This is a genomic window from Kribbella sp. NPDC050470 (assembly GCF_044458365.1).
In the GTDB taxonomy this organism is placed as follows: domain Bacteria; phylum Actinomycetota; class Actinomycetes; order Propionibacteriales; family Kribbellaceae; genus Kribbella.
Genome location: NZ_JBITHV010000008.1, coordinates 215864 through 238318, shown reverse-complemented (window position 1 = coordinate 238318; position 22455 = coordinate 215864). Strand labels below are relative to the sequence as shown.

Sequence of the window (22455 nt, the reverse complement as noted above, 5' to 3'; positions counted from 1 at the left end):
CAGCAATGCGCCGACCAGGCCGAACCCGACCACGGCGCGACCGCCCGGCCAAGCCGAACCCGACCACGGCCCGGCCGTGGTGAACCGCGGTAGCCGCCGGCCAGGCCGAACCCGACGACGGCGCCTACGTCCGGTCACACGTCGACGACGGGTGCGGCCGCGGCCGAGCTGGTGAAGCGTGGGAGTGCGGCGGTGCCGATGGCGAGCAGGGCGATGATGGCGAGCTGGAGGGCTTCAACCGTGGCGAAGGCGTGTGGAGTGCTGTGCTCTGCGCGGGCGAGGTAGAGCTCAGATCTCGGTGACGTCAGTGGTAGCCCTCTCGTTGGGTGGCTTCGCCGGCGACGCGGACGCCGTAGTGGTAGGCGAGCTGGCCGCCCAGCCAGCCGGACGCACCGAGGAGCCCGACCGCGAACAGGCTCAGCACGAAGCCCGCCACGCTCACCTCGTCGTAGCCCGCACCGGCGCGGATCGCGAAGCTGATGACGAAGAGCGCCACAACGGTCAGGTTCAGCGTCATGTGCGTCAGGCCGGTCCGGAACACCTTGGTCCCACGCGGGATGGCCAGCAGATCCATCAACCCGAAGACGGCGGCGAGCAGGGCGCCGATGATGCCGATGCCGATCAACCAGTAGGCGCCCTTGGCGAAGACCGGCGCTTCGTCGGCATTGATCACGGCGACGAGGTCGAAGACAACGCTCGCCACCCAGGTGCCGATCGGTACGGCGACCAGCACCGGATGGAACGGATGACCGTACGGCCCGGCCAGCTTGGACTTCGGGCGTTTCGCCCGCTCGAGCTCATCCATCGTGGTTCTCCAGATCGCGCGGCGCGAGTACGTCGCCTCTATCGCCAGTACCCACTGTCGATAGAAACCACCCGACGTTGCAGCGGTGGGTACCGCGCTGGCATGACTGAGTTGCCGGAGAGGTTCGAGCGTCCCGAAGGCGTCGACGCCCAGACTGTCGAGGCTGTCGGGGCCTTGACGCTGGCGATGGAGACCGTGATCCGGGCGCGGGGCGCCCTGTACGAGTTCCACCAGTTGACCGGCAAGGCCGACAACGAGGTGATCAGAGCCGTCGGCATGTTGCGCAGCGCCGGGCATGACGACGTGGCCGACGAGGTCGAGCGGGAGATCAAAGGCCGCAACGTGAACGACCGGCGGTGGACGTTCCAGATCGTCGAGGACTACGAGCGGACGTACTACGAACCGTTCGTCGAGCGGCATCGCCAGGTCCGCGACCACCTCGTCGACGGCCGGCCCCACCAGCGTGAGGCCGAGATGAAGGAACGCCGTACGACGCCTGGCGAGCCCGGCCACGGCTTCTGATTCACGCACCGGCCCGCGGGAACCGGGGTGGCCGGCAACCCAAGGAGGCGACGATGAGTGTCGACCGTCCCGAACCGGACGACAAGCAGGTCACAGACACCGAACCGAACGAGCCGCCGGAGGACGACGCCGTACGACGTCGGCCGCAAGCGCAGGACGTGACGAGCGGCGAGCAAGGCGACCCGGTGGAACCGCCGGACTGAGCCGGTGCGGACCAGGTGTGGCACGGGGTACAGGGCGATTCACGCAACCACGAAAGGGGCAGGGGTATGACGGCGGACGTAGTCGACCTGATCATGCAGGACCACCGCGAGGTCGAGCGGCTGTTCGACGAGCTCAAGGAGAGTCCGGAGAAGCGGCCCAACTTGCTTCCGGTGCTGACCACGCTGCTGACCGCGCACAGCCGCGCCGAAGAGGCCGAGGTCTACCCGGTCGCCGCCAGCGAGGCAGGCGAGAAGGAAGAGGTCTCGCACAGCCAGCAGGAACACATCGAGGCCGACCAATTGCTCGCGAAGCTCGCGGAGACCGATCCCTCCTCCCCCGAGTTCGAAACCGTGCTGCAGAACCTCGTCGACGCGGTCTCGCACCACGTCGAGGAAGAGGAGACCAAGGTCCTGCCCGGCATGCGCTCCAACCTCTCCGACGAACGCCGCGCCCAACTCGGCGAGGCCTTCGTTGCCAGCCGCAAACAACACCTCGGCGAACAGCCCGGCGACATGACCCGCGACCAACTCGCCCAACAGGCCAGGAACGCCGACATCTCCGGGACCTCCGGCCTCTCCAAGGACAAGCTCCAGGAAAAGCTGCAGAGCGAGTCCAGCGAGTAGTCGACCTGAGAGCGCTTCCCGATCGATGATGACTGAGATGGGTACTGGTAGGTAGACCCGGATCGCGTCGAGGGTAGGTGGTCTTGATGTACGACGTCGTCCTGCTGGTTGAGGAAGAGCTGAGTGTGCCGGATGCGCAGCGCTTGGTCGAGCTCTACGCGAGTGCGCCGGACCCGCTCAGGTTCCATGTGATCATCCCCTGCGAAGATGCACAGGGCAGAATCGAGGCCTCGCTGGCGAGCCTCGCCGGGACGGAGTACTACGGCATCACGACCGCCCGGCTCTCGATCGAGTCGGACGAGGAGGCGCGCAAGGCCCAGGAGAACGCGCAACGCGACATCGACGCCCACGCCACGGCCGCGGTGGACCGCAGCCTCGACCGGCTGCGGTCACTCGGCCAGGCCGCGGAAGGTTCGATCACCCACCGGCACCCGGTGGACGAACTCGTCGAGCAGATCAAGCGCGTCGACGGCCAAGAGGTCGTCGTACTGACCCGCCCTCACGTCGTGGCCGAGCTGCTTCACATCGACTGGTCTGCCAAGGCTCGTCGACACCTCGGCGTACCGGTGCTCCATCTGCTCGAACAGCATCAGGACAGCCCGCTGGAGCCCGATCGCTGACCTCATTTGGCTTGGGCGTCGGTCAGCTCGCCGGCGGCTACGGCCGTTGTCAGAGTGTTGCCTGCGGGGGCGAGCGGGCAGCTCCAGAGTGAGTTGTACGCGCAGGACGGGTTGTAGGCGAAGTTCAGGTCGACGACGAGCCGGCCCTCGCGGAGGTCGCCGCCCAGATCCGCTCCCTTGACCGTGTCCAGGAGGTAGCGGCCGCCGCCGTACGTGCGGCTGCCGGCAAGGGCGTCCTTGATGGGCACGAACACGCCGCCGCCGTACGACTCGAGCCACCACACGTCAAGGTCCCCGACCTGCGGGAGATGCAGCACGCCGGCGCGGGTGAACGGAATCACGCCATCAGTTGCCGAAGGCACCTCCCACCGACGCGGCTCCACCTCCGTGTCGACCTCAACGTCGAAGCGCAGCTGCGGCTGGTAGTCGCCGATCTCGACCTGCAAGTCCTCGCGTTCGTCGACGGGCACCGGCGATGCTGGATGCGTCGCGAGCAACTCCGCCCGTCCTGCTTGCCAGATCGCGTGTCCCTCGACGGGATCGGCAGTCGCCCGTACGTCGCCGTACAAGGCGAACACCTTGCGACGCCAGTCCGCGGTGTCCAACGCCGATCCGCCAGCCTGCTGATTCACACTGTGCCCTTTGCTCTCCGGTGATCCGGCTCGTCGTCAGCGAACGCGGATGCGGTGTTGCGCCCAAGCTTCGAGCGTGCCGTCCTTCACCGGCTTCCCCTCGTCCGCACTGCCCAACTCCATCCAGCCGCCGTACGACGCCAGCATGGCAGGCACGTCGTCGAGACAACGCGCCGACGTCGGCGCTGCACTCGCGCGGGTGTTGGGTGCGCTCCCTCTGCCTCGACCAGGCCGGATTCCTTCAGCAGACGCAGATGATGCGACTCCGCCGCCCCGGCTTGGCCCACCACCCCTCAACGTAATCCGTCGATTTCGGTCACCATCCCGTTACGGAGTGTCAATAGGATGGACCAAGCGGTCGTCGCCGGTCCTTTGTGCGCCGTCGCCGCGCTCGTTGGCCGGCGCCTGCTCCCCGCTCGTCGCGGGATCCCCGGTCTCGACCACGCTGCCCGGCACCGGGGCCTGTGCGAACATCGCGTTGGCCGATCTGGACAGCTTCCGCCGCAACAACCGATACCCCACCGCTCCGGCACCTACGGCGCCGGCGACGGCCCATCGCTTTGCCACACCACCCGTACGCCGCTTCTTCGTGGAGATCATCTGAGGCCCTCCTCCGCTCGGTCGCCTCGGTAACCGTCGAACGACGACCGAAACCAGCCAGTCCGTCCTTGGAGACGCAGGCATACACGGCCCGGCGGATGGGAACCGGGAGCAACCGGATCGTGTATTGCCACGACGGGTTGAAGGATCAGCCCCTGGGAGTGGCTCGGTGCGCGGCGTGAGGTGAGGCTGTGATGAAGAGGGCCGTCTGCGTCGACGAGGCCGTCAGCGTCCTGATGGAATGCTTCGGCATCGACGCCGCGGAAGCGGAATCAATCCTGCGCGCGTGGTCGGCGGACCATCACAGCTCGGTGGTGACCGTCGCCCACGTCCTCGTCCATCAGGTATGGCGGGGTGACGAGCCGCCGAGCGATCGTCGACTGGCACGCGCCGTAGAGGAGCAACTCCGACGCCTCCCCGGCCCAGCCAGCCAAACCTAGTCAAGATCACGCTGGTCGACGAGGGCGCCGACGCCACCGGCGGTTCCTACGAACGACTCCTGCACAGGTACGTCGTCGTGCTCCGCGAACAACGCCTCCCGCGGCAGCATCACGTGCTCGGGCTCGAGCTCCCGAGGCTCCGGCAGTACGACGCTCGCCGGCGACGACAACGTGGTCCGAGCGAGGTCCGCCAATGCCGACACAAGCCGGTCCGCCCGCTCCCGGCCGTCGCCGAAGATGAACTGCGCGAGGACCCGGCGGTGGTCCGACAGTCCCACGTTGATCGCACGTTCCGACCGGACCAGGTTGATCGCACGTTCCCCCGGAACACCTCGGCGACGCGCTCCCGTCGTACCCCGTCGTCCACTCCCTGGCCTGCTTGTGACCGGGCGGCGAGACGTTCGCGTAGTCGGGCGCGTAGTGCTTGGCCGGCGCCTCCGGCCGCGGGGTCTCGTCGTGAGCCGTTCCGGGCAGTACCCGGAGCGACCATCCGCGCTCACCGCGCGACCTTGGCGCGGACCTGGGTCCGCTCAACACCGAGACGGTTTGTGCGGGGGCACCGGTGCACTTGTGAAGATCGGTGTGCTGGATATTGGGTCGAACTCGGCTCAGCTGCAAGTGGTCGAAGCCTCCCCCGGGGCGCCCCCACTACCGACGCACGCGGTCAAACACGCGACGCGGCTGAGTGAGGAGATTCAGCCCGACGGCTCGATCACCTCCGACGGCGTCGAAAGGGTGATCGAGGCTGTCGAGAGCGCGGTCAGAGCGGCTCGCTCGTTGCAGGTCGACAAGCTCTTCGCGTTCGCCACCTCCGCCGTACGCGACGCCAGCAACTGCGCCGAGATCGCCGACCGCCTCGCTCGCGAGGCCGGCATCCAACCGCGGTTCCTGACGGGTGAGGAGGAGGCGCGGCTGACCTACCTGGCCGTGAGGCGCTGGTACGGCTGGTCGGCCGGGCGACTGCTGGTCCTGGACATCGGTGGCGGGTCGACGGAGATCGCGCTCGGCCGGGACGCGCGACCCGACTTCGCGGTCTCCCTCCCCTTGGGCGCGGGACGGTTGACCAGGGCGTTCCTGCGCGACGATCCACCGAAGCGCGACGAGCTCCGCGAGCTGCGCCGGCATGCGCGGGCGACGCTGCGCGAGGTCTCCGACCGGCTGCGCTGGGAGGGCGACCCGAAGCGGGTGATCGCCAGTTCCAAGACGTTCAAGCAGCTCGCGAGAATGTGCGGCGCGCCGCCCCAACGCACAGGTCCCTTCGTACGACGGACGTTGTTCCGAGACGATCTCGCCACCGCGGTCCATCGCCTGTCTCGCATGCCCGCCCGGGAACGAGCGCAGCTGCGCGGTGTGTCCGAGTGCCGCGCCAAACAGCTCGTAGCCGGCGCGCTCATCGCCAAGGCAACGATGGACGCGCTCGACATCAAGCGACTCGACATCTCACCGTGGGCGCTCCGCGAGGGCGTCATCCTGCACTACCTCGAAACGGTAATGAATCAAGAACCTCCACTCGCTCTCGACGCCCTCCAACCCGCCCAGGTCTTCGAACCAGCTGCCGCCCCGCCCAGCAACGTCACCGTGATGCCCACCTCCTAACCCGGGTACGTCGATGACACAGGACGAACTCGCAGTGGTCACCGGCGCGTCCAGCGGGATCGGGCTCGAGCTCGCACGGCAGTTCGCTCAGCACGGCTTCGACCTCGTCATCGCCGCCGAGGACGACGCGATCCAGACGGTGGCACCTCAACTACGAGTCGCCAGGGCCAAGACCGTTCAGGTCGAGGCCGTCCAGGTCGACCTGGCGACGCCCGAGGGCGTGCAACGGCTCTCCACCGCTCTCGGCGACCGGCCGATCGCGGCCGCCGCACTCAACGCCGGCATCGGCTCGGGCGGCCAGTTCATCGACACCGACCTCGGCACCGAGGTCCGCATGATCGATCTCAACGTGAAGTCGACCGTTATCCTGGCCAAGTCCCTGGTGCGCGACATGGTGGCTCGAGACCAAGGCCGGCTGCTGATCACGTCCTCGATCGCGGCCACGATGCCGGGTTCGTACCATGCCGTCTACAACGCCACCAAGTCCTTCCTGCAGTCCTTCGCCGAGGCGCTGCAGGACGAGCTCCGGCACTCCGCAGTCACCGTCACCTCGCTGATGCCGGGGCCGACGGAGACCAACATCTTTCACCGCGCCGGCATGGACGACACCCGGGTCGGGCAGTCGAGCAAGGACGATCCGGCCGAGGTCGCGAGGCAAGGCTTCGAGGCGATGATGGCCGGCAAGAACCGAGTCGTCGCCGAGTCACTCATGAGCAGGGCGCAGGAACTGGCCGGCAAGGTCATCCCGGACACCCTCAAGGCAGCCGCCCACCGCAAGATGGCCGAACCCAAGCAAGACTAAAACCAAGAGCTGACCGGACAGCCAACCGGCTCAACTGCCAGCCGCACTGATCAGTGCGGCAGGCGCCGGGTGTCGATCAACTCCTGCGCGACATCGCGCAACTTGCGGTTGTACTGCTGGGAGTAGCGCTTCAGCACCTCGAACGCCCGGTCGCCGTCCAGGCCGTAACGCTCCATCAGAATCCCCATCGCCTGCCCGATCAACTTGCGGGCGTCGATCGCCTCGGCCAGCGACTCCTCCTCGCGCGCGTTCGCGATCGCCACCGACGCGTGCCGGGCCAGGATGTGCGCGATCGCGAGGTCGTCGTCGTCGAACGCGTTCGGCGCTTTGTCGTACAGACTCAGCACCGCCTCTGCGCGGCCGTGGGCCAGCAGCGGCAGATGGACGATGGTGCGGATCTCCGCGGCACGAACCTGGGTGATCCACGCCCTCGACCACCGCGTCTCTGCCTCCACATCGGCGACCAGAACCACCCGCTCCTCCTGGATCGCAGTGATCATCGGTCCGTCGCCCGCCTCGATCTGCAGCTCGTACAGCGTGGCGACCAGCGGATCGGTCAGCGCCAGCACCTCGGGGCGCCGGCCACGGGCGACCAGCACCACCCCTGCGTAGGTGCAGCCAAGCGCGTGCAACGCGAACTGCACGACCGCCTCAACGGTCTCCTCCACCCCGTCGACGTCGTGCAGCTCCATCGCCAACCGGCCGAACGCGTCAGCACTCGCACCACCGCCCGAACCACCATCCGCTGCGGCAGCAAATCCATTCGGAACCTCCGAATGAGGCATACCGCCATCATCCACCCCCAACCCACCATCCGGTATATCCAGCACGACGTACGCCGAACGCCGCGAAGACGCCGGCGTGTACAGCCCAGAACCTGGCGGCGGGTCGGGCGGGGATCCACTGGGAAGCCGCTTATGACCGGTGCGCTGAGGCCGACAAAGGTCGGTCCCATCGAGATGCTGGCCACCATCGTCGCCAGGCTTCTCAAAGGCGCACCCGCGACGGTGACGGCCGAGGCGGTCAAGGACCCGGTGACGGCCTAGGCGGTCAAGGACCCGGTGACGGCCGAGGCGTCAAGGACGCGGTGACGGCGGCGGTCATTGGCGGCATAGATCCGCAGCAGGCGATCATCGCCGCGCGGCGGCGCGCTGCCGGCGAACTCGCAGGGGGTGCACTGGAACGGCGGTGACATCGTTGCGATCGGCAACCTGCTGACAGTCTTCCGGTCGAATGCGGCCCGCTGAAGCTCACGGCTCGCTGCAGATGACACGCCTCTAGAACACGGCCGACGACCCCGGTGTCAGAGCAACGCTGCAGTTCAACCCGACCCGCGAAACCGTGCACCAGACAGTGGCTGAAGGCGATCGAGGAGCTGGAAGCCGGCGGCGGGGAGACTCCTATCGCGCCAACGCCTTGTTCGACGAAGTAGCCCAGGACCGCAACCACTCGAGCTGGCAACTGTCCGACCGCACCGACGGGCCCACAAACCGCTGGACCGAGGGCGACGATCCGCTGGAGTACCTGACCGACCCTGGCCCCCTCGGCGACCCAGCCTCCTCCCCGGCACCGACCCGGCCCTGTTCGGCACCCACTCAACCGCCCAGGACCTGAGGGACCGTGAAGTCCAAGGCCCAATCCGCCACCCGAAAGCCCATAAAGAAGGCAACCAAGCAGTCGAGCACCCTTGCACGGAGACGGTACGACGCCGGGACGTCGTACCTCTCGCCCAACTACCAGCGGAAGACGCTGGGAGATCCTGCGGGCGCAAATCCTCGCGTAGCGCTGGGAGTAGGCGTTGTCCGAACCTGCCTTGTTGGGCTCAGAGACGCGCGTGGCCAGGATGATCCGCCCTGCGGCCCGCCGCGACCAGGTGCGCCGAGCCGGCGCAGCGTTGTCCCGGGACCAGGACTGCCGTCGCTGATGCGGCAGATCCGGGCGTTGGGCAGCGGATGTGCCACCACCTCCGGGTCACAATTGCCGCATGGACTTGTCTCCGCGGCTCCGTCGGCGCATCGCGCGGGACTTCCCTGAGCCCGGCAGCGCCGAGGGTATCGCGGATCTGGTGGCCAGTGCCGTGGAGTCGCTGCCGTTGGCTGACTGGCCGCCTACTGCCATTGAGCGGATCCAAGCGGCAATCGTGATCGGCGGAAGCGGCGATCTTGCTCGAGTACGCCACATGAGGGATCTGGCTCTCCAAGACTGGCGTGACCTGCTCCTGGCAGCCGATCTGGGCAACCAGGACTGGGCCCGACGCCTGGACGCCGAGCTTGGACTGCCGTAGTACTTGTCCGGGCCGCTGGGCTGATCAACTCTGGGGGCGGGCGGGTCAGCCCGTCAGGGCCGCGACCACGGTTCCGAGAACCACCGCGCCGACGGCGAAGCCGAGGGCGCAGAGGAGTGCGAACGCGACCGGGTGCCGTCCGGCCCAGCCAACGGTGCCGGCCCGCTCGCGGGCCAGCTGCGCCGTCGTGACCGGCCCGGACGGCCCGCCGGTGGGCAATCCGAGGTGGTCGACCAGCCGGTCGAGATCGGCGGGCGCGTAGAGGGCGCCGTTGATACTCAGCAGGGCGTGTCCGCCGGTGCCGAGGACGACGATGGTCTCAGAGACAGCCCCAGGCTGGATCACCTTGGCCCGGATCACCGAGGCTGCGAGCGCGCGGTCGCGACGGCGGTGGAAGGTCAGGCCGCGCGCCGAGATCTCGGCCGGGGTGACGACGATGCGGGAGCGCGACAGATAGACGGCAATGGTGGCGGCCAGCAGCAGGACGAGGCTGATGCAGGTGATCAGGGCGGGCCGGCCTCCGGCCATGACGCCGGCGACAACGAGGACGACGGCGATGACGGCGGCGATCGTGAGGACCTGGCGGCGCGGGCCCGCAGCCGGCCGCAGGACGAGCGAGTCGGTTTCAGACACGGCCCGAACCCTACGGCACCGCGCACGGCACCCGATCGCGACTCGCGCGGCCCGGCCTGCCGGCGGGTCGGGCGACCGACTGGTTGCTCTGCACCCAGGACCTGTCATGCCGGTCTCCTGTCCAGCTCTGTCATCGGGCCGTGGCAGCTGAACGTCATGGGTACCCGTGTGGCTTCCGCGGTTCGGCTGCTAAACCCGATGCCCTCGACCAGTACGAGGTGCGCAGCTCCAGGGAGCCCGTTTCCGGCGTCAGAACATCGTTGCATCTAACAACATTGATGCATCGTGGCTGGAGGCAACTACCGGCATCAACTCGGCAACTGCAACTCTGCTCGTATCCGGACGTCGACGCGGCGAAGAAGTTCGTCAAGTGGCTGTGGATCGAAGCGGAGGCCGTGCCGGGACTGGCCGCCTGGGTCAAGGGTCCAGAGCCGCGCCCGCTCCCCCGCCGTACCACAGCCGCCAAGCTGGAGTCGCCGCTGCGGCAAGAGCACGGCCTCACCCTGTTCGAGTACCTCGTACTCAGCCACCTCTCCGAGGCCCCGCAGCGCAAGTTGCGGATGGGAGAGCTCGCCTTCCTCGCCGAACTCGCCGACGTCGGCTTCGACCTCGTACAGCTGGCAGCGCCCACACACGTGCGCGCCGTACGCCGTATCGTGCTCGACTCGCTCAACACGCCCGACCAGAAGGCCCTCGTCCGGATCGCACAGAAACTCCGCATCATCCCTGACGACTTCGGCTGACAGCGGTCCCAGCAAACGAACTCGGGCCTGATCAGTCAGAGAATCGGTGCGGAGTGATGAGTGGGACGTCGGCGAGCACCGCGTAGTGGTCGGACGGTGGGTGGTCGCCGTTTTCGGCGAGGCCTGCCAGCCATGAGCGAGGCGCGAGCGGTTCGCTCGGCGGGGGCGTCGTACTCAGGATGTAGTCGATGCGCTGGTCCTCGAGCCACTCCCCTGTGCCCAGGTGGGGATTCCGTGAGCTGTAGGTGTGCCCCGCGCAGGGATCAGGCTCCGGCCGGCAGTCACTCAGTACGGCGAGCAGCCGCTTGATCTCGGGTCGGTCGGGTGGGGCGTTGAGATCGCCTGCCACGACGACGGGATCACCGGAGGCCGACAGACTCGACGCGAGCGCGGCCAGCCTGTCCGCCTGCTCCAACCGTTCGCGGTCCTCCTCCCAGTCGAAGCAGGTGGTCAAAAAGTGCAGACTGCGATCACCGAGCCGAATCTCCGCCCGCAACGCCACCGTCTCGTCCGACAACGCATGCTGCTCGGCCCGCAGCAGCGGATACCGGCTCAGGATCGCCACGCCCAACTCGACCTCGGGATCCGGATCACGCGGCATCCGGGTCACCGCGAACGCCGACGACATCCTCAGTTCAGCACCCAGTACGTCGGCCTGCCTCAGCTTCCCCACCGCCCAGCTCTCCTGAAGAGCCACCAACGTGGGTCCCTGCGCTTTGATCGTTTCCGCGATCGTCCTGTGCCGGCGCTGCCACCTCGTCCCGAACCGCCCCCAGACGTTCCACGTCATGACCCTCATGCCGACCCCGGTACCCACCATCAGCGGCCTTCGTCTGTCATGCCGAGGAAGTGCGTCAGGCTTCGGGTCAGCTCGTCGGGTGCCTGCTCCGCGATGTGATGGGTCGACTTGATGCCATGCCCTGTGACGTCGCGGCACCAAGGTCGCCAGACGTCGACCGGGTCGCCGTAGAGCTGTTCCATGTCGTCGTCGGTCGACCACAGGACCAGCGTCGGGCACTCGATCCGGCGGCCGGCTGCCCGGTCCGCGGCGTCGTTCCTACGATCGACTCCGAGGCCGGCGCGATAGTCCTCCAGCATCGCGTGAACCGTTGCCGGATCACGGATCGCAGCCAGGAAGTCAGCGTGGTTCTCGGGCCCGAGCGCCTGCGGTGTGTTCGTCGTCCAAGCGCCGTACCAGCTCTCCGGATCGGAGCAGATCACCTGCTCGGCCGGCTTCTCGGACTGCGCGAAGAACCACCAGTGCCACCACGCGGCGGCGAACTCGGCCCCACACCGCTCCAACGCCTCGACTATGGGCACACTGTCCAGCACGGCCAGCCGGGCCACCCGCTCAGGATGATCCAGCGCGGAACGATAGGCGACGTACGAGCCGCGATCGTGCCCCACGACGGCGAACCGCTGATGCCCCAGGAGATCCATCAGGCCAACGACGTCACCAGCCATCGCTCTCTTCGAGTACGGCGTGTGGTCCGCATCCGTCACCGGTTTCGCCGACCGGCCGTACCCACGCAGGTCCGGACACACCACGGTGAAACCGGCATCCACCAGCCGAGGCGCGACGGCGTACCACGTCGTGTGCGTCCGTGGATGACCATGCAGCAACACCACCGCCGGACCCGAACCACCGTGCCGCACCCGCAGCCGGATCCCCGCGACATCAACCTCATCCAGAGCGAACCGGTCAAACATGTCCCCCGCTGTACCCACATCTCAGGAGCGCTCGCGGAGGCCGAGTCGGGCGGGCACGACCAGGAGGGTGCTGGCGACGACGAGCATGGTGAGGGCGACGGAGAGGTTGCTGAGTTCCGCGAGTACGCCGATGGCCGGCGGGCCGGTGAACGAGCCAAGGTAGCCGATCGTCGTGACTGCAGCGATCGCGACGCCCGGCGGGACCCCGGCGACGCTCGGCGCGGCGCCGAGGACGGTTGGCGCCAGCGCGGCGAGTCCCAACCCGAACAGCGCCCAGCCGGCCAACGCCGTACCGGCTGTCGGCGCGACGATCGCGAGGAGACTGCCCGCCGCCGCGACAGCGCCACAGCCCTGCACAACCCGCACCCGACCGAACCGCGCCACCAGCCGATCACCGAACAGTCGCCCCAGAGCGAGCGTCAGCGAAAACATCGTGAACGCGGCCGCGGCCAGACCGGCGGAGGCATCACGCGCACTCTCCAGATGTACGGCGCTCCAGTTGTACGCAGCCCCGTCGAGCAGGAACGCGCAGAACGCAATCATCCCCAACAACGACAGGTCGGGGCGCAGTTGGTACGCCGTACTCAACGCGGAGTCCACGCGACCGAGGCCGGACGGCTCCTCGCCGACCACGCCGAGGCGATCCTCGGCCGGCTCTCACTCGCCGAGGCACAAGTCGCGGACCTGGCCGGCCTGCGATGCGGGCATGTCCGTCTCGGCTCGTTCTTCACCGCGCTCGTCTACCTCTCAGCGGAGGTCGCCGCAGTCCTCGAGGAACGGCATCCCGACCTGTACCGGCTCCAGTACGACGTCATCGAAGACCAGCTGGTCGACCGAGCGACCGCCTTCCGGCGACTCGCCTCCAACGAGCTGGACGTCGCGATCGTCTTCGAGCACGCGTTCCAGCCGAGTCCGGCGCCGTCGGACATCGAGCTCATCCCTCTGTTCGACGACCCGCCACGGGCGCTCATGCCGTCCGGCCACCCGCGGGCCCGGGCGAAGTCCGTCACGCCGGACGACCTCGCCGACGATCCCTGGATACGCGCCCACCAGGGGTCCGCCGCCGACCTCGTCGACCACGTACTCGCCCACGCGCAACTGCAACCGCCGATCCTGCACGCCGGCCATGGCGACGAACCAGTCGAAGCACAAGCCTTCATCGCCGCCGGCCGAGGCGTCACGGTCGCGCACCAACTCGACGTCATCCTCGACCCCGCCAAGATCGCCGCCGTACCCCTACTCGGCGCCCCGGCCCGCCACATCCAGGCAGCCATCATGCGCGAACAGCGCAGCCCAACCGCCCGGGCAGTCGTCGATGCGCTCCGCGAAGTAGGCAGCACGAGGACAACCTGATCAGCGGGCGGTCGCCCGGATGATCGCCACCTCCTCCTCGTCGACGTCGGAGGGGATCAGTCCCGCGGCCTGCTGCGCCCGCATCAGCGGGCCTAGCGGACCCCGGACCGAGGCTCGTACCTCAACGTCCACCAGTCCGGCGCGAACCAGGCGCTGCAAGGTCGTGTCGATTCCGATCAGGGACGACTGCACCAGCAGCAGCACCCCGCCGGGGCGCAGGTGGATGGGGGCGGCGTCGCACAGCGCGTCGAGGATGATCCGTCCGTCACGGCCCGCCTCCCAGGCCCGGCTCGCGCCATGACGAGGTACGTCGGACCTCGGCGAGGGCACGTACGGCGGGTTGCTCACGATCAGGTCGAAGCGCTCACCCACGACGGGCGCGAAGGTCCGGCCCCGAAGCGTCCGGACGCAGGCGCCGTACCGGATCGCGTTGAGCCGCACCGTGAGCAACGCTCGCCGGGAGACGTCGATCGCGGTCGTCGTCGCGCCGCGCGCCGCCGCGGTCAGGGCAAGGACGCCGCTTCCCGTGCAGACGTCCAGCGCCTGCGATCCGGAACCGATGGCCTCTTGACGGATCGCGTCGGCCAGCATCCAGGAGTCGGAAATCGGCGCGAACACGCCGGGCAGGGTCAGCAGTTTCATGCGGCGAAGACCTCCGCGAGCCAGGGGACGACGCGTTCGGGGCCGAGTGCTCGGAGGTGGTCCACCGGTGGGTGCTCCACCATCGCGCGTACGTCGTCCAGGTCGGCCGACGCGTAGGGCTCGGCAGAGTCGATCAGGTTGTGCAGCCGACGGCGAGTGGAGTGGGCCTCGCCGGTGCGGAGGTCGAGGAGCTCACCCCGAACGCCGTCGCGGAGCGCCGCCCAACGGTTCTCGGCGATCCTCCACGTCGGCGCCGGCGGTAGAAGCTCACCGAGATAGTGCAGGTCGGCCAGCCTGGCGGCGAGCGCATGCACGAGCCGCGCGAGCGCGCTGGCCTGTGACACCGTCGCCTGTACGTCGAGGACCCGCAACTCCAGCGTCCCGTACCGAACGTGAGGTCGGAGCTCCCACCACCACTCCGACGCGTCGACAGCGCCCCCGCGAACCATCCACGCGAGGTCCACGGCGTACTGGTCCCAGGACGGGATGACCGGAGGCACGCCCTGGCGGGGCAGCTCGGAGGCGATCACCGGACGCACCGAGCACAGACCGGTGTCCCGTCCGCCGGCGAACGGCGCAGCCCCGGCCAACGCGGCCAACTCCGGCAGCAAGTCCCGTAGCGCGTGGTAGACGCCCAGCGTGCAGTCGGCGTCACCAAAGCCCAGGTGGATCTGCAACGAGGAGACCAACTGTCGGTTGATGACCTCGCGGTAGCGCGCCCCAAGCTCTGCGGCTCGCTCGGTGCGCGCGAGTACGGTCGGCCCGTCGAGCACGGGATGAACGGGCGCGGCGACCGCGGCAACCTCCTGCCCGCAGGCAGCGGCGACCATGGCTCGGCATGAGCGCAGCTCCTCGACGGCGTCCGCCACATCCTCATGGACCGAGGTCGCGATCTCGAGCTGGCAGGCCGGCAGCTCCGGCTTCACCCGCGGATCGCCGACACCCGCCACCACGGCGGCGGCATCCACGGGCAGCCAACTCCCCCGCCGTACCACCAGGAGTTCCTCCTCGAACCCCACCGTCCCGGCCACGGTCCCGTCGAACACCGCTCGAAGCCGCGCAGCATCGAGATGCGCATCAGCCCAACCACCAGGCATACCCGCAAGAGAGACAGCCACGCGAGCCTCCTGCTCACACTGACACTTGAGGCTCACCCCTGAACCCGAGCACCCCCGGTTACCCCTCACACCAAAGTCAATCCTCGGCCTTGTAGGGCTGTGGGGCAGAATTGCGGTGTGAAGAAGCCCGAGGCGAACCCTGTGGTTGCGCGCAACCGGAAGGCTGCCCACGACTACCAGTTGGGCGAGTCCTGGGAGGCGGGGATCGTGCTGCAGGGTCCGGAGGTGAAGGCGCTCCGTGCCGGGCGGGCGTCGCTGGTCGGCGGCTTCGCCATGGTCGAGAACCGGGAGATCTGGCTGCACGCCGTACACATCCCGCAGTACTCCCAGGCCCGCTGGTTCAACGACGGCTCACGCCGCAAGCGCAAGCTGCTGCTGCATCGCGCCCAGATCGACAAGATCGAGCGCAAGGTCAACGAGAGCGGACTGACGATCGTCCCGGTGACCCTCTACTTCAAAGACGGTCGCGCGAAGGTGGAGATCGCCTTGGGCCGCGGCAAGAAGACCTGGGACAAACGCCACGCCCTCGCCGAACGCGAGGCAACGCGCGAGACCGAACGCGCCCTCAACCGCCGCCGCAAGGGCCACCCGAACTGATCACCGCTGCGCATCGAGGAGGAAGGTCCGCATCGGGCCCTTTCCCTTGACCTCGATGACGCCGCGTGGCCGTACGGCGAACTCCGGGCCGAGGGCCGCCGCCACCCGTTCGGTGACCTGAATCTCGCCGGGTCGCCCGTGCGACTCCATCCGGCTCGCGGTGTTCACGGTGTCGCCCCAGAGGTCATAGATGAACTTGCGACGGCCGATCACGCCGGCCACCACCGGTCCGCAGTCGATTCCGATCCGGACGGCGAGCCAGTCCTGCCCGGGCCGTGCCGCGATCCGGGCGACCTCGTCGCGCAGTGCGAGCGCCGTACGGGCGACCGCTGTGAGGTGGTCGGGCCGCGGGTTCGGCAGACCGCCCACCAGCATGTAGGCGTCCCCGATCGTCTTGATCTTCTCGACGCCCTCGGCGTCGGCGATCCGGTCGAACGCGGAGAACACCTGGTCCAGCAGCTTCACCACGTCCGCCGCCGCCATCACCGCCGATCGCGCCGTGAAGCCGACGATGTCGGCGAAGAGCACGCTCACCGCGTCGTAGTGTTCCGCGATCACTCCCGGCTCCGCCTTGAGGCGCTCGGCGATGGGCTCCGGCAGCACGTTGAGCAGGAGCCGCTCCGAACGCTCCCGCTCGGCCTGCAGGTCTCGATGGGCGCGCTCCCGCTGCTCCACGAAATAGCCGAGCATCACGTAGGCGCTCACGATGACTCCGCCGACGTTCAGCACCAGGAAGGTGACCACGAAGCCGGTGGGCAGCGCCGGCAGGGACGGTGCGAGCCGGGAGTCCACCAGGGCGAGCGCGACCAGTTCGGCGAAGAACGCCACCAGCCACGGCACGGAACGCCGGATACCGAGCAACGCCAGCGCCGCGAGTGGTGCGAGCATCGCCCAGAGAATCATCGCGCTCGAGGCGACGAAGCCGCCGAGCGACAACTGCAGCAGACCTGGCAGCACCAAGATCGCCAGCAGTTGCGTGGTGCGGAACGTCGCGAAACGACGTGTCCGAGCCAGGACGGCAAGCCCGATGATGGTGATCACCTGGTAGGACGCGGGGATCGCCGCCGAGACCGGATCGCCGTACGCGAGGTAAGTGATCACCCAGATCGTGGACATCGCCGTGACCAGCAGCGCAGAGAAGATGAGCGTGCCCTGCCGGAGCCGCTCGTCGTGGGTGTCCTCGGCCCGAGCGCCGAGATCTGCCAGTCGCACCAGCGGTGCGGATCGCGGCCTCATTCAACGGGCTTTTGTAAGCGGACGCGTTCGAAGTAGCCGGCCCACAGGCGCTGACGCTCGACCATCGTGAAGCCGGCCCGTTCGCCGAGCGTCGCCGGTCGTCCGTGTCGCCAGCGCTTCTCGAAGTGGTCAAGCAGCACCAGCGATCCACCCGGCCGAACCACGCGATAGGCCTCAGCCAGGGCCGCCGCACGGTCTTCCATGTCACAGATGGCCAAGGTGCAGACCACGGTGTCGAACGAGTCGTGATCGAACGGGAGCTGCTGACCGTCGGCGACAGCTACGCGAACCGCCTCACCCTGCTCACGGACGCGCTCCTCCGCGACCTCGATACGCTCGCGGTCGACATCCACGACGACCAGGTCGACGTCGCCCGGGTACCACCGGAGGTTGAGCCCCGTGCCGGCCCCCAGCTCCAGGGTTCGCCCGCTGGCCCGGCGACACACCCACTCACGGCTGTTCCGGATCGTCAGCCACTCGCAGCCGTACCCCGAGCTACGGTCTAGCCGGCGGCGTCGGTCACGGTCGGATCGGTTTCTGCGCAGCATGTGGAACTCCTAGACGCGAGCGTACGCCAGGACCCTCGCGCCGCATCCGGTGAAGCACTTGCGCATCTCGTCTATACCCCCCTAGGGTAACTCCATCGTCTTTTAGCGATACCCCCTACGGGTAAGGAGTATATGATGAGTGAGTCGGAGTCGTCGCGGCGCTGGTGGGCGCTCGGCTTGATCGCCGCGGCGCAGTTCATGGTGATCATGGACACCTCGATCATCGGCGTCGCGCTGCCGAAGATGCAGGCAGAGCTCGGATTCAGTCCGGGCAACCTGTCCTGGGTGTTCAACGCGTACGTCGTCGCGTTCGGCGGCCTGTTGCTGCTCGGCGGGCGGCTGTCGGACCTGCTCGGCGCCCGCCGAGTCTTCGCGGCCGGCTGGGCGGTGCTGCTGGCCGGTTCGTTGCTGGCCGGCTTCGCGACCGGTGTCGGCGCGGAGCTCACCGGCCGCGCCGTCCAGGGTGTTGGCGCTGCGCTGATTGCACCGGCAGCCTTGACCCTGTTGATGATGTTGTTCGGCAGCAATCCGAAGGAACTGACCAAGGCGATCGCCCTGTACGGCGCGGCCGCTCCGGCGGGAGGTACGGCGGGCGTCTTCCTCGGCGGCGTGATCACCGAGTACCTGTCCTGGCCGTGGGTCTTCTTCCTCAACGTGCCGATCGCTCTGATCGCCCTCATCGCAACCCCGGCATTGATGCCGAATTCCGCTGTACGTCGTGGCTCGGTGGACCTGCTGGGGGCGCTGACTGTGACTGCGGGTCTCGGTGCCGGTGTCTACGCGATCGTCCGCGCGCCCGAGGTCGGTTGGTCGGCGGGGTCGACGCTCCTGGTCGGCGCGTCGGCCGTCGTACTGCTGGGAGTGTTCGTCGCGGTACAGGCCAAGCGGCGGGAGCCGTTGATGCGGCTCGGGATCTTCGCGGCGCCGAACCTGGCTGCCGCGAACGTGGCCCAACTGCTGCTGGGCGCCGCGTGGGTGCCGATGTGGTTCTTCCTCAACCTGTACCTGCAGCAGGTCCTCGGGCTGAGCGCATTCCCGAGCGGCTCCGCTCTGTTGCCGATGACAACATTCATCATGCTCGGGATGATCCTGGTCGCGCCCAAGCTGATCGCGACCGCCGGCCCGAAGAAGACGCTGGTCGGCGGCATGGCGATCCTCACCGTCGGCCTGGCCGGGCTGTCGCTGATCCGCTCGGACGGCTCCTTCTGGGTCGACGTACTGCCCGCCTCGCTCATCGCGGCCGCCGGGATGTCGCTGGCGTTCATCCCCAGTCTCGGGATCGCGCTGTCGTCAGCTCGTCCCGAGGAGGGCGGTCTGGCGTCCGGGATCGTGAACACCAGCTACCAGATCGGCTCCGCGCTCGGCCTGGCCGCGATGACCGCGGTGGCCGCCGCGAACGGCGCCGACCTGCTCGGTGACGCCGGCGCCCTGACGGACGGCTACTCGGCGGCCTTCATCGGCGCCGCGGTCATCGCTGCCGTCGGCGCAGTCCTGGCCGCGGTCACCTTGCGGATCCCAGCTGCTGCCCCGCAGTCGGACCCCCAAGTCGTGGACGTCTCGACGACCCGGTGAGCTGTTGCTTCCGTCAAGGAACCTGACGAGACTCCCCCTATGCGCACCGAGCTGAGCATCGCCGGCGTACGGCGGCTGCGGATAGCGCTCGTCGTCATCGGGAGCGTCTTCGTCGTCGCGGTGTACCCGCTCATGCTGCTCTGGCCTGCCGGCTTCGCCTGGCAGCCGGAGCAGCACGAGTACGAACAGATGATCGCGGTCCTTTACGTCGTACTCGGCGTGTTCCTGATCCGCGCCTCGCGGGCACCACTGGACCACCTGTCCCTGATCTGGTTCACCGTGTGGTCGAGCCTGGCGCATGCCGCCGTGATGACCGTCCACGTCGCGATGAGTCCGACCGAGTGGGTCCACCTGATCGGCGACATCCCCGCCCTCCTGATCGCCGCCGGCGTCCTCACCGCACTCACCCCCCGCCAGCAGGCAGGACGGGCCCCCTAGAGTGTCGGGGTGACCGGGAGCGGACGACATCGACTAGCGGCCGGTCGTCGCACGTCCTCGGGTCGCGGCCGGTCTGTCACGATCGCGACGACGACGGTCGGGGTCGGCCTCCTGACTCTGGCCGTCACGGCAACGCACAACTCGGGGCCGGACGGTGGTCGAGCGGCTTCCTTCGGCAGGTCGCCCAGTACGACGGTCTCCGCGCCGGCGACCGTGGCCGGAACGGCACGACCGCCCGCGTCCGCTGTTCCGTCCAGGGCGTCCCGCGGTGGCGAGCGGACGCCGTACGTTGGCGTGCCGTCCGCCGGGAGCGGACGGCTGCGGATCGTGCCGGGCGAGGAGCAGGCAACCAGCCCCGGTCGGCGACTGACCTACCGCGTCGAGATCGAGCAAGGAATGCCGTTCGATCCCGCCCAGGTAGCCGCGACCATCCACCGGATGCTGACCGACAGCCGCGGCTGGCAGCCGATTCGCCAGGTCGCGTTCCAGCGCATCGACCAGACGGCCGAGCTGCGGATCATCGTCGCCTCCCCCGCGACCACCGATCAGCTCTGCCGACCGCTCGACACCGGCGGGCAGGTCTCGTGCCGAGTGCGCGATCGCGTCGTACTGAACGCGAAACGCTGGGCCGAAGGAACTCCCGGCTACCGCGGCCAGCTGGACGCCTACCGCGCGTACCTGGCGAACCACGAGGTCGGCCACGCCCTCGGCTACCAGCACGCAACCTGCCAGACCCCAGGCGCTCCGGCCCCAATCATGATGCAGCAAACCAAGGGCCTCGCCTCCTGCCTGCCGAACCCCTGGCCGAGCGTCCGCATCAAGTGAGACCAACCCCCGTCCGGCCCGGGTGTCGAGGCCGCCGGACGCTCAGCGGCGGAGCGCGGCGCCGAGTCGCCGGAGGATGTCGGCTTCGGCGGGATTGTCGTAGGCCGGGGCGTGTTCGGTGATCGCCGCGCCGACGACGTTGTCCAGTCGTGAGATCAGCTCGACCAGGTCGGATGACCGGACGCCGGCTGGTTCGGGATAGCAGACCGAACCGAATTCGGTGGGCTCGAGCACGTCCAGATCGACATGGACGTACGTCGGACCGGACAGCCCGTCGAACGCGCTCTCCAGCTGGTCGACGCCGTACACACGAAGGCCGGTTCTGCGGACATACTCGTGTTCGCTGTCACCTCCGGCCCTGACGCCGGCGAGAATCACCTGCTCCGGCGCCAAGGTATGTGCCGGTGTCAGCAGCGCAGGCCCGTCACCCAGCAGCGTACGCACGACCATGCCGTGGAACGCCCCGGACGGGAGCTCGCCCGGCCCGTAGACGTCCGGATGTGCGTCGATCCACAGCACGGCTAACTCGTCGCCGTACTGGCGGCGAGCTGCGGCAATCGGCGCGAGGTCGACGCCGCAGTCACCGCCCACGGTGATCACAAAGTCATCGATCTCGGCGAGCGCCTCGCCGATCAGCTTCAGGTTCTCGACCAGGACCGCGCGGGCGCGAACCCCGTCCGTGATGTCGTCGCCGCCGTCGCCAACCGGCACCGACACCACGGCGTCCGCGTGCAGCAGGTCAGCGGTCCGATGCGCCCCCTCAGCCAGCAGCGGCGCCCTGTCCGAGGCTGATCCCTGCCATTGCGGCACACAAAGCACTGTCGTCATGACTGTTTCTCCGAGCAGGTAGATGTTTTCCGGGACTGGGTCAGTACGACGTCAGGTCGGTCCATCCCGCTCGGTTCTGCCGGAGCAAGCGCCACAGCTCGAGCGTGTGCACGGGCACGTCAACCCGACAGCTGAGCACATCACTCAACCGCGAGGAGCCGCGCGTACACATCACAGCGCCGACTGTACAAGGTGCTTCTGCGTGCGCTGTGGCTGCTGTAACTAGGCCGGGGCGTGCTCCTTCAGGATTGTCATGAAGGCGCGCATCCAGGTCGGGTGGTCCGGCCAGGCGCGGCCGGAGACCACGTTGCCGTCGACGACCGCGTCGCCGTCGACCCACTCCGCTCCCCCGGCCGTGATGTCGAGGGCCAGCGCCGGGTAGGCCGAGGTCTTGCGCCCGTTCAGTACGCCGGCCGCCGCGGCGACAAGCGGTCCGTGACAGAGCTGGGCCACGGGTTTCGACTCGCCGTAGAAGTGCTGAACGATTCGCTGACAGTCAGCATCGTTGCGGATGTACTCCGGAGCCCGCCCACCCGGAATCACCAGCGCAACGTAGTCGGACGGGTCCACATCGGCGAACGCCACGTCTGCCTGCCAGGTGTGCCCCGGCTTCTCCGTGTACGTGTCGAAGCCGTCCACGAAGTCGTGCACCACGAACTGCAACTTCTTCACCGCCGGCGCCGCGATGTCGACGTCGTACCCCTCCTCGAGGAGTCTCTGGTACGGGTAGAACACCTCCAGATCCTCCGCCGCGTCCCCGGTAAGAATCAGCACCTTCGCCATGTTCGCCATCCCCTTCACACACCCGCCGTCTTACCCGCCAGCCTCCGCCGCCGACAGAACCGGGTCAAGCTCGTACTAGCGGGCGTGGCACGATCGCAGCAGCTCATCCGCTCCAGGCCCCGCCAGGCTTCGCCTTCCTCTCCTCGTTCACCTGCGTCCTCCAGAAACGCTTGTTCCTGGTCCAAATCCCACCATCCGGACCCCCTGCTCCCGGCCGCGTAGCCGAACGTATACCGAGTGTAGTTGGCATCTGAACGTGCCTCGGTCCTCGACGAGTCTGCTTGCCAGAGGCAAGCACCAG

Annotated in this window: 31 protein-coding genes; 15 read left to right on the top strand and 16 right to left on the bottom strand. The window is 68.3% G+C overall.

The genetic code is table 11. The annotated features are described in order from the left end of the window. Positions 1-304: 304 nt before the first annotated feature. The gene (locus ACIBGM_RS25260; protein ID WP_360531699.1) at positions 305-805 is read right to left on the bottom strand and encodes a DUF2231 domain-containing protein; all 501 of its coding nucleotides are present in this window, start codon (positions 803-805) and stop codon (positions 305-307) included. A 102-nt stretch (positions 806-907) separates the two neighbouring features. Here ACIBGM_RS25260 and ACIBGM_RS25255 point away from each other — a divergent pair, with 102 nt between their 5' ends. The 4 genes from ACIBGM_RS25255 (at position 908) to ACIBGM_RS25240 (ending at position 2774) form a co-directional block, all read left to right on the top strand. Beyond that, positions 908-1327 (top strand): hypothetical protein, encoded by a 420-nt coding sequence (locus ACIBGM_RS25255; RefSeq protein WP_360531702.1) that lies wholly within the window; start codon positions 908-910, stop codon positions 1325-1327. Positions 1328-1380: 53 nt separating this feature from the next. Beyond that, complete coding sequence (locus tag ACIBGM_RS25250; RefSeq protein WP_360531705.1) at positions 1381-1530, top strand: hypothetical protein; 150 nt, start codon at positions 1381-1383, stop codon at positions 1528-1530. Between the two features lie 66 nt (positions 1531-1596). Next, positions 1597-2154 (top strand): hemerythrin domain-containing protein, encoded by a 558-nt coding sequence (locus tag ACIBGM_RS25245; RefSeq protein WP_360531708.1) that lies wholly within the window; start codon positions 1597-1599, stop codon positions 2152-2154. 86 nt (positions 2155-2240) lie between these two features. Then, positions 2241-2774: a hypothetical protein gene (locus ACIBGM_RS25240; RefSeq protein ID WP_360531711.1), complete on the top strand. Its 534-nt coding sequence runs from the start codon at positions 2241-2243 to the stop codon at positions 2772-2774. 2 nt (positions 2775-2776) lie between these two features. Here the strand turns inward: ACIBGM_RS25240 and ACIBGM_RS25235 are convergent, their stop codons facing one another. From ACIBGM_RS25235 to ACIBGM_RS25225, 3 genes are read right to left on the bottom strand one after another with little or no spacing between them, the layout of a single operon-like run. Further along, a complete protein-coding gene (locus ACIBGM_RS25235) occupies positions 2777-3406 on the bottom strand; it encodes a DUF1684 domain-containing protein (protein ID WP_360531714.1) in 630 nt (209 codons plus the stop codon). 36 nt (positions 3407-3442) lie between these two features. Further along, on the bottom strand, positions 3443-3703 hold the full coding sequence (locus ACIBGM_RS25230; protein WP_360531717.1) for a DUF6855 family protein: 261 nt from the start codon (positions 3701-3703) through the stop codon (positions 3443-3445). Positions 3704-3733: 30 nt separating this feature from the next. Beyond that, complete coding sequence (locus ACIBGM_RS25225; RefSeq protein WP_360531720.1) at positions 3734-4006, bottom strand: hypothetical protein; 273 nt, start codon at positions 4004-4006, stop codon at positions 3734-3736. Between the two features lie 194 nt (positions 4007-4200). On the opposite strand from ACIBGM_RS25225, the gene ACIBGM_RS25220 reads away from it, so the two are divergent. Next, entirely contained in the window at positions 4201-4446 is a 246-nt protein-coding gene (locus ACIBGM_RS25220) for an ANTAR domain-containing protein (protein ID WP_360531723.1), read from the top strand. On the opposite strand, the gene ACIBGM_RS25215 is transcribed toward ACIBGM_RS25220, so the two are convergent. After that, positions 4443-4724 (bottom strand): hypothetical protein, encoded by a 282-nt coding sequence (locus ACIBGM_RS25215; RefSeq protein WP_360531726.1) that lies wholly within the window; start codon positions 4722-4724, stop codon positions 4443-4445. The genes ACIBGM_RS25220 and ACIBGM_RS25215 overlap by 4 nt on opposite strands. Before the next feature lie 292 nt (positions 4725-5016). On the opposite strand from ACIBGM_RS25215, the gene ACIBGM_RS25210 reads away from it, so the two are divergent. Both ACIBGM_RS25210 and ACIBGM_RS25205 read left to right on the top strand, forming a co-directional pair. Next, on the top strand, positions 5017-6042 hold the full coding sequence (locus ACIBGM_RS25210; RefSeq protein WP_360531729.1) for a Ppx/GppA phosphatase family protein: 1026 nt from the start codon (positions 5017-5019) through the stop codon (positions 6040-6042). A gap of 13 nt (positions 6043-6055) precedes the next feature. Further along, entirely contained in the window at positions 6056-6844 is a 789-nt protein-coding gene (locus ACIBGM_RS25205; protein WP_360531732.1) for an SDR family NAD(P)-dependent oxidoreductase, read from the top strand. A gap of 50 nt (positions 6845-6894) precedes the next feature. Here the strand turns inward: ACIBGM_RS25205 and ACIBGM_RS25200 are convergent, their stop codons facing one another. Beyond that, complete coding sequence (locus tag ACIBGM_RS25200) at positions 6895-7629, bottom strand: GAF and ANTAR domain-containing protein (protein WP_360531735.1); 735 nt, start codon at positions 7627-7629, stop codon at positions 6895-6897. A gap of 132 nt (positions 7630-7761) precedes the next feature. On the opposite strand from ACIBGM_RS25200, the gene ACIBGM_RS25195 reads away from it, so the two are divergent. Together ACIBGM_RS25195 and ACIBGM_RS25190 are read left to right on the top strand one after the other, a co-directional pair. Continuing rightward, positions 7762-7890 (top strand): hypothetical protein, encoded by a 129-nt coding sequence (locus tag ACIBGM_RS25195; protein WP_360531738.1) that lies wholly within the window; start codon positions 7762-7764, stop codon positions 7888-7890. 938 nt (positions 7891-8828) lie between these two features. Beyond that, positions 8829-9128 carry a hypothetical protein gene (locus ACIBGM_RS25190; protein ID WP_360531741.1) on the top strand — a complete coding sequence of 100 codons (300 nt, stop codon included), beginning with the start codon at positions 8829-8831 and terminating at the stop codon, positions 9126-9128. Positions 9129-9173: 45 nt separating this feature from the next. On the opposite strand, the gene ACIBGM_RS25185 is transcribed toward ACIBGM_RS25190, so the two are convergent. After that, complete coding sequence (locus ACIBGM_RS25185) at positions 9174-9761, bottom strand: hypothetical protein (RefSeq protein ID WP_360531744.1); 588 nt, start codon at positions 9759-9761, stop codon at positions 9174-9176. A gap of 278 nt (positions 9762-10039) precedes the next feature. Between ACIBGM_RS25185 and ACIBGM_RS25180 the strand changes: the two genes are divergently transcribed. Beyond that, entirely contained in the window at positions 10040-10504 is a 465-nt protein-coding gene (locus ACIBGM_RS25180) for a hypothetical protein (RefSeq protein WP_360531747.1), read from the top strand. A 31-nt stretch (positions 10505-10535) separates the two neighbouring features. On the opposite strand, the gene ACIBGM_RS25175 is transcribed toward ACIBGM_RS25180, so the two are convergent. From ACIBGM_RS25175 to ACIBGM_RS25165, 3 genes are read right to left on the bottom strand one after another with little or no spacing between them, the layout of a single operon-like run. Next, positions 10536-11294, bottom strand: coding sequence for an endonuclease/exonuclease/phosphatase family protein (locus tag ACIBGM_RS25175; protein ID WP_396387068.1), 759 nt, complete (start codon positions 11292-11294; stop codon positions 10536-10538). 29 nt (positions 11295-11323) lie between these two features. Continuing rightward, positions 11324-12214, bottom strand: coding sequence for an alpha/beta fold hydrolase (locus ACIBGM_RS25170; RefSeq protein WP_396386911.1), 891 nt, complete (start codon positions 12212-12214; stop codon positions 11324-11326). A 21-nt stretch (positions 12215-12235) separates the two neighbouring features. Next, the gene (locus ACIBGM_RS25165; RefSeq protein ID WP_360531759.1) at positions 12236-12814 is read right to left on the bottom strand and encodes an MFS transporter; all 579 of its coding nucleotides are present in this window, start codon (positions 12812-12814) and stop codon (positions 12236-12238) included. Here ACIBGM_RS25165 and ACIBGM_RS25160 point away from each other — a divergent pair. Then, on the top strand, positions 12785-13567 hold the full coding sequence (locus ACIBGM_RS25160) for a LysR substrate-binding domain-containing protein (protein WP_360531762.1): 783 nt from the start codon (positions 12785-12787) through the stop codon (positions 13565-13567). The genes ACIBGM_RS25165 and ACIBGM_RS25160 overlap by 30 nt on opposite strands. Here the strand turns inward: ACIBGM_RS25160 and ACIBGM_RS25155 are convergent, their stop codons facing one another. Beyond that, on the bottom strand, positions 13568-14209 hold the full coding sequence (locus ACIBGM_RS25155) for a HemK2/MTQ2 family protein methyltransferase (RefSeq protein WP_360531765.1): 642 nt from the start codon (positions 14207-14209) through the stop codon (positions 13568-13570). After that, positions 14206-15327, bottom strand: coding sequence for a YbdK family carboxylate-amine ligase (locus tag ACIBGM_RS25150; protein ID WP_360531768.1), 1122 nt, complete (start codon positions 15325-15327; stop codon positions 14206-14208). Before ACIBGM_RS25150 ends, ACIBGM_RS25155 begins: the two co-directional genes overlap by 4 nt. A 117-nt stretch (positions 15328-15444) precedes the next feature. On the opposite strand from ACIBGM_RS25150, the gene smpB reads away from it, so the two are divergent. Next, positions 15445-15924 (top strand): SsrA-binding protein SmpB, encoded by a 480-nt coding sequence (gene smpB, locus ACIBGM_RS25145; RefSeq protein WP_360531771.1) that lies wholly within the window; start codon positions 15445-15447, stop codon positions 15922-15924. Here smpB and ACIBGM_RS25140 read toward each other — a convergent pair whose 3' ends face one another. Then, entirely contained in the window at positions 15925-17160 is a 1236-nt protein-coding gene (locus ACIBGM_RS25140) for an adenylate/guanylate cyclase domain-containing protein (protein ID WP_396386910.1), read from the bottom strand. Next, entirely contained in the window at positions 17157-17708 is a 552-nt protein-coding gene (locus ACIBGM_RS25135) for a class I SAM-dependent methyltransferase (protein ID WP_360531777.1), read from the bottom strand. Before ACIBGM_RS25135 ends, ACIBGM_RS25140 begins: the two co-directional genes overlap by 4 nt. A 135-nt stretch (positions 17709-17843) precedes the next feature. On the opposite strand from ACIBGM_RS25135, the gene ACIBGM_RS25130 reads away from it, so the two are divergent. Genes ACIBGM_RS25130 through ACIBGM_RS25120 form a run of 3 tightly spaced genes read left to right on the top strand, consistent with a single transcriptional unit; the run spans position 17844 to position 20543 of the window. Further along, the gene (locus ACIBGM_RS25130; RefSeq protein WP_396386909.1) at positions 17844-19280 is read left to right on the top strand and encodes an MFS transporter; all 1437 of its coding nucleotides are present in this window, start codon (positions 17844-17846) and stop codon (positions 19278-19280) included. A gap of 39 nt (positions 19281-19319) precedes the next feature. Continuing rightward, positions 19320-19718 (top strand): DUF6632 domain-containing protein, encoded by a 399-nt coding sequence (locus ACIBGM_RS25125; RefSeq protein WP_360531783.1) that lies wholly within the window; start codon positions 19320-19322, stop codon positions 19716-19718. A gap of 9 nt (positions 19719-19727) precedes the next feature. Beyond that, complete coding sequence (locus ACIBGM_RS25120; RefSeq protein WP_360531786.1) at positions 19728-20543, top strand: DUF3152 domain-containing protein; 816 nt, start codon at positions 19728-19730, stop codon at positions 20541-20543. 42 nt (positions 20544-20585) lie between these two features. On the opposite strand, the gene ACIBGM_RS25115 is transcribed toward ACIBGM_RS25120, so the two are convergent. Both ACIBGM_RS25115 and ACIBGM_RS25110 read right to left on the bottom strand, forming a co-directional pair. Continuing rightward, complete coding sequence (locus ACIBGM_RS25115; RefSeq protein WP_360531789.1) at positions 20586-21371, bottom strand: arginase family protein; 786 nt, start codon at positions 21369-21371, stop codon at positions 20586-20588. Between the two features lie 222 nt (positions 21372-21593). Beyond that, a complete protein-coding gene (locus ACIBGM_RS25110; protein ID WP_360531792.1) occupies positions 21594-22154 on the bottom strand; it encodes a DJ-1/PfpI family protein in 561 nt (186 codons plus the stop codon). Positions 22155-22455: the final 301 nt, after the last annotated feature.

Coding starts and splice junctions, on each gene's coding strand:
- ACIBGM_RS25260 (WP_360531699.1), bottom strand. CDS start 805: ATGGATGAGCTCGAGCGGGCGAAACGCCCGAAGTCCAAGCTGGCCGGG.
- ACIBGM_RS25255 (WP_360531702.1), top strand. CDS start 908: ATGACTGAGTTGCCGGAGAGGTTCGAGCGTCCCGAAGGCGTCGACGCC.
- ACIBGM_RS25250 (WP_360531705.1), top strand. CDS start 1,381: ATGAGTGTCGACCGTCCCGAACCGGACGACAAGCAGGTCACAGACACC.
- ACIBGM_RS25245 (WP_360531708.1), top strand. CDS start 1,597: ATGACGGCGGACGTAGTCGACCTGATCATGCAGGACCACCGCGAGGTC.
- ACIBGM_RS25240 (WP_360531711.1), top strand. CDS start 2,241: ATGTACGACGTCGTCCTGCTGGTTGAGGAAGAGCTGAGTGTGCCGGAT.
- ACIBGM_RS25225 (WP_360531720.1), bottom strand. CDS start 4,006: ATGATCTCCACGAAGAAGCGGCGTACGGGTGGTGTGGCAAAGCGATGG.
- ACIBGM_RS25220 (WP_360531723.1), top strand. CDS start 4,201: ATGAAGAGGGCCGTCTGCGTCGACGAGGCCGTCAGCGTCCTGATGGAA.
- ACIBGM_RS25205 (WP_360531732.1), top strand. CDS start 6,056: ATGACACAGGACGAACTCGCAGTGGTCACCGGCGCGTCCAGCGGGATC.
- ACIBGM_RS25200 (WP_360531735.1), bottom strand. CDS start 7,629: ATGCCTCATTCGGAGGTTCCGAATGGATTTGCTGCCGCAGCGGATGGT.
- ACIBGM_RS25195 (WP_360531738.1), top strand. CDS start 7,762: ATGACCGGTGCGCTGAGGCCGACAAAGGTCGGTCCCATCGAGATGCTG.
- ACIBGM_RS25190 (WP_360531741.1), top strand. CDS start 8,829: ATGGACTTGTCTCCGCGGCTCCGTCGGCGCATCGCGCGGGACTTCCCT.
- ACIBGM_RS25180 (WP_360531747.1), top strand. CDS start 10,040: ATGCATCGTGGCTGGAGGCAACTACCGGCATCAACTCGGCAACTGCAA.
- ACIBGM_RS25175 (WP_396387068.1), bottom strand. CDS start 11,294: ATGACGTGGAACGTCTGGGGGCGGTTCGGGACGAGGTGGCAGCGCCGG.
- ACIBGM_RS25170 (WP_396386911.1), bottom strand. CDS start 12,214: ATGTTTGACCGGTTCGCTCTGGATGAGGTTGATGTCGCGGGGATCCGG.
- ACIBGM_RS25155 (WP_360531765.1), bottom strand. CDS start 14,209: ATGAAACTGCTGACCCTGCCCGGCGTGTTCGCGCCGATTTCCGACTCC.
- ACIBGM_RS25140 (WP_396386910.1), bottom strand. CDS start 17,160: ATGAGGCCGCGATCCGCACCGCTGGTGCGACTGGCAGATCTCGGCGCT.
- ACIBGM_RS25135 (WP_360531777.1), bottom strand. CDS start 17,708: ATGCTGCGCAGAAACCGATCCGACCGTGACCGACGCCGCCGGCTAGAC.
- ACIBGM_RS25130 (WP_396386909.1), top strand. CDS start 17,844: ATGAGTGAGTCGGAGTCGTCGCGGCGCTGGTGGGCGCTCGGCTTGATC.
- ACIBGM_RS25125 (WP_360531783.1), top strand. CDS start 19,320: ATGCGCACCGAGCTGAGCATCGCCGGCGTACGGCGGCTGCGGATAGCG.
- ACIBGM_RS25115 (WP_360531789.1), bottom strand. CDS start 21,371: ATGACGACAGTGCTTTGTGTGCCGCAATGGCAGGGATCAGCCTCGGAC.
- ACIBGM_RS25110 (WP_360531792.1), bottom strand. CDS start 22,154: ATGGCGAAGGTGCTGATTCTTACCGGGGACGCGGCGGAGGATCTGGAG.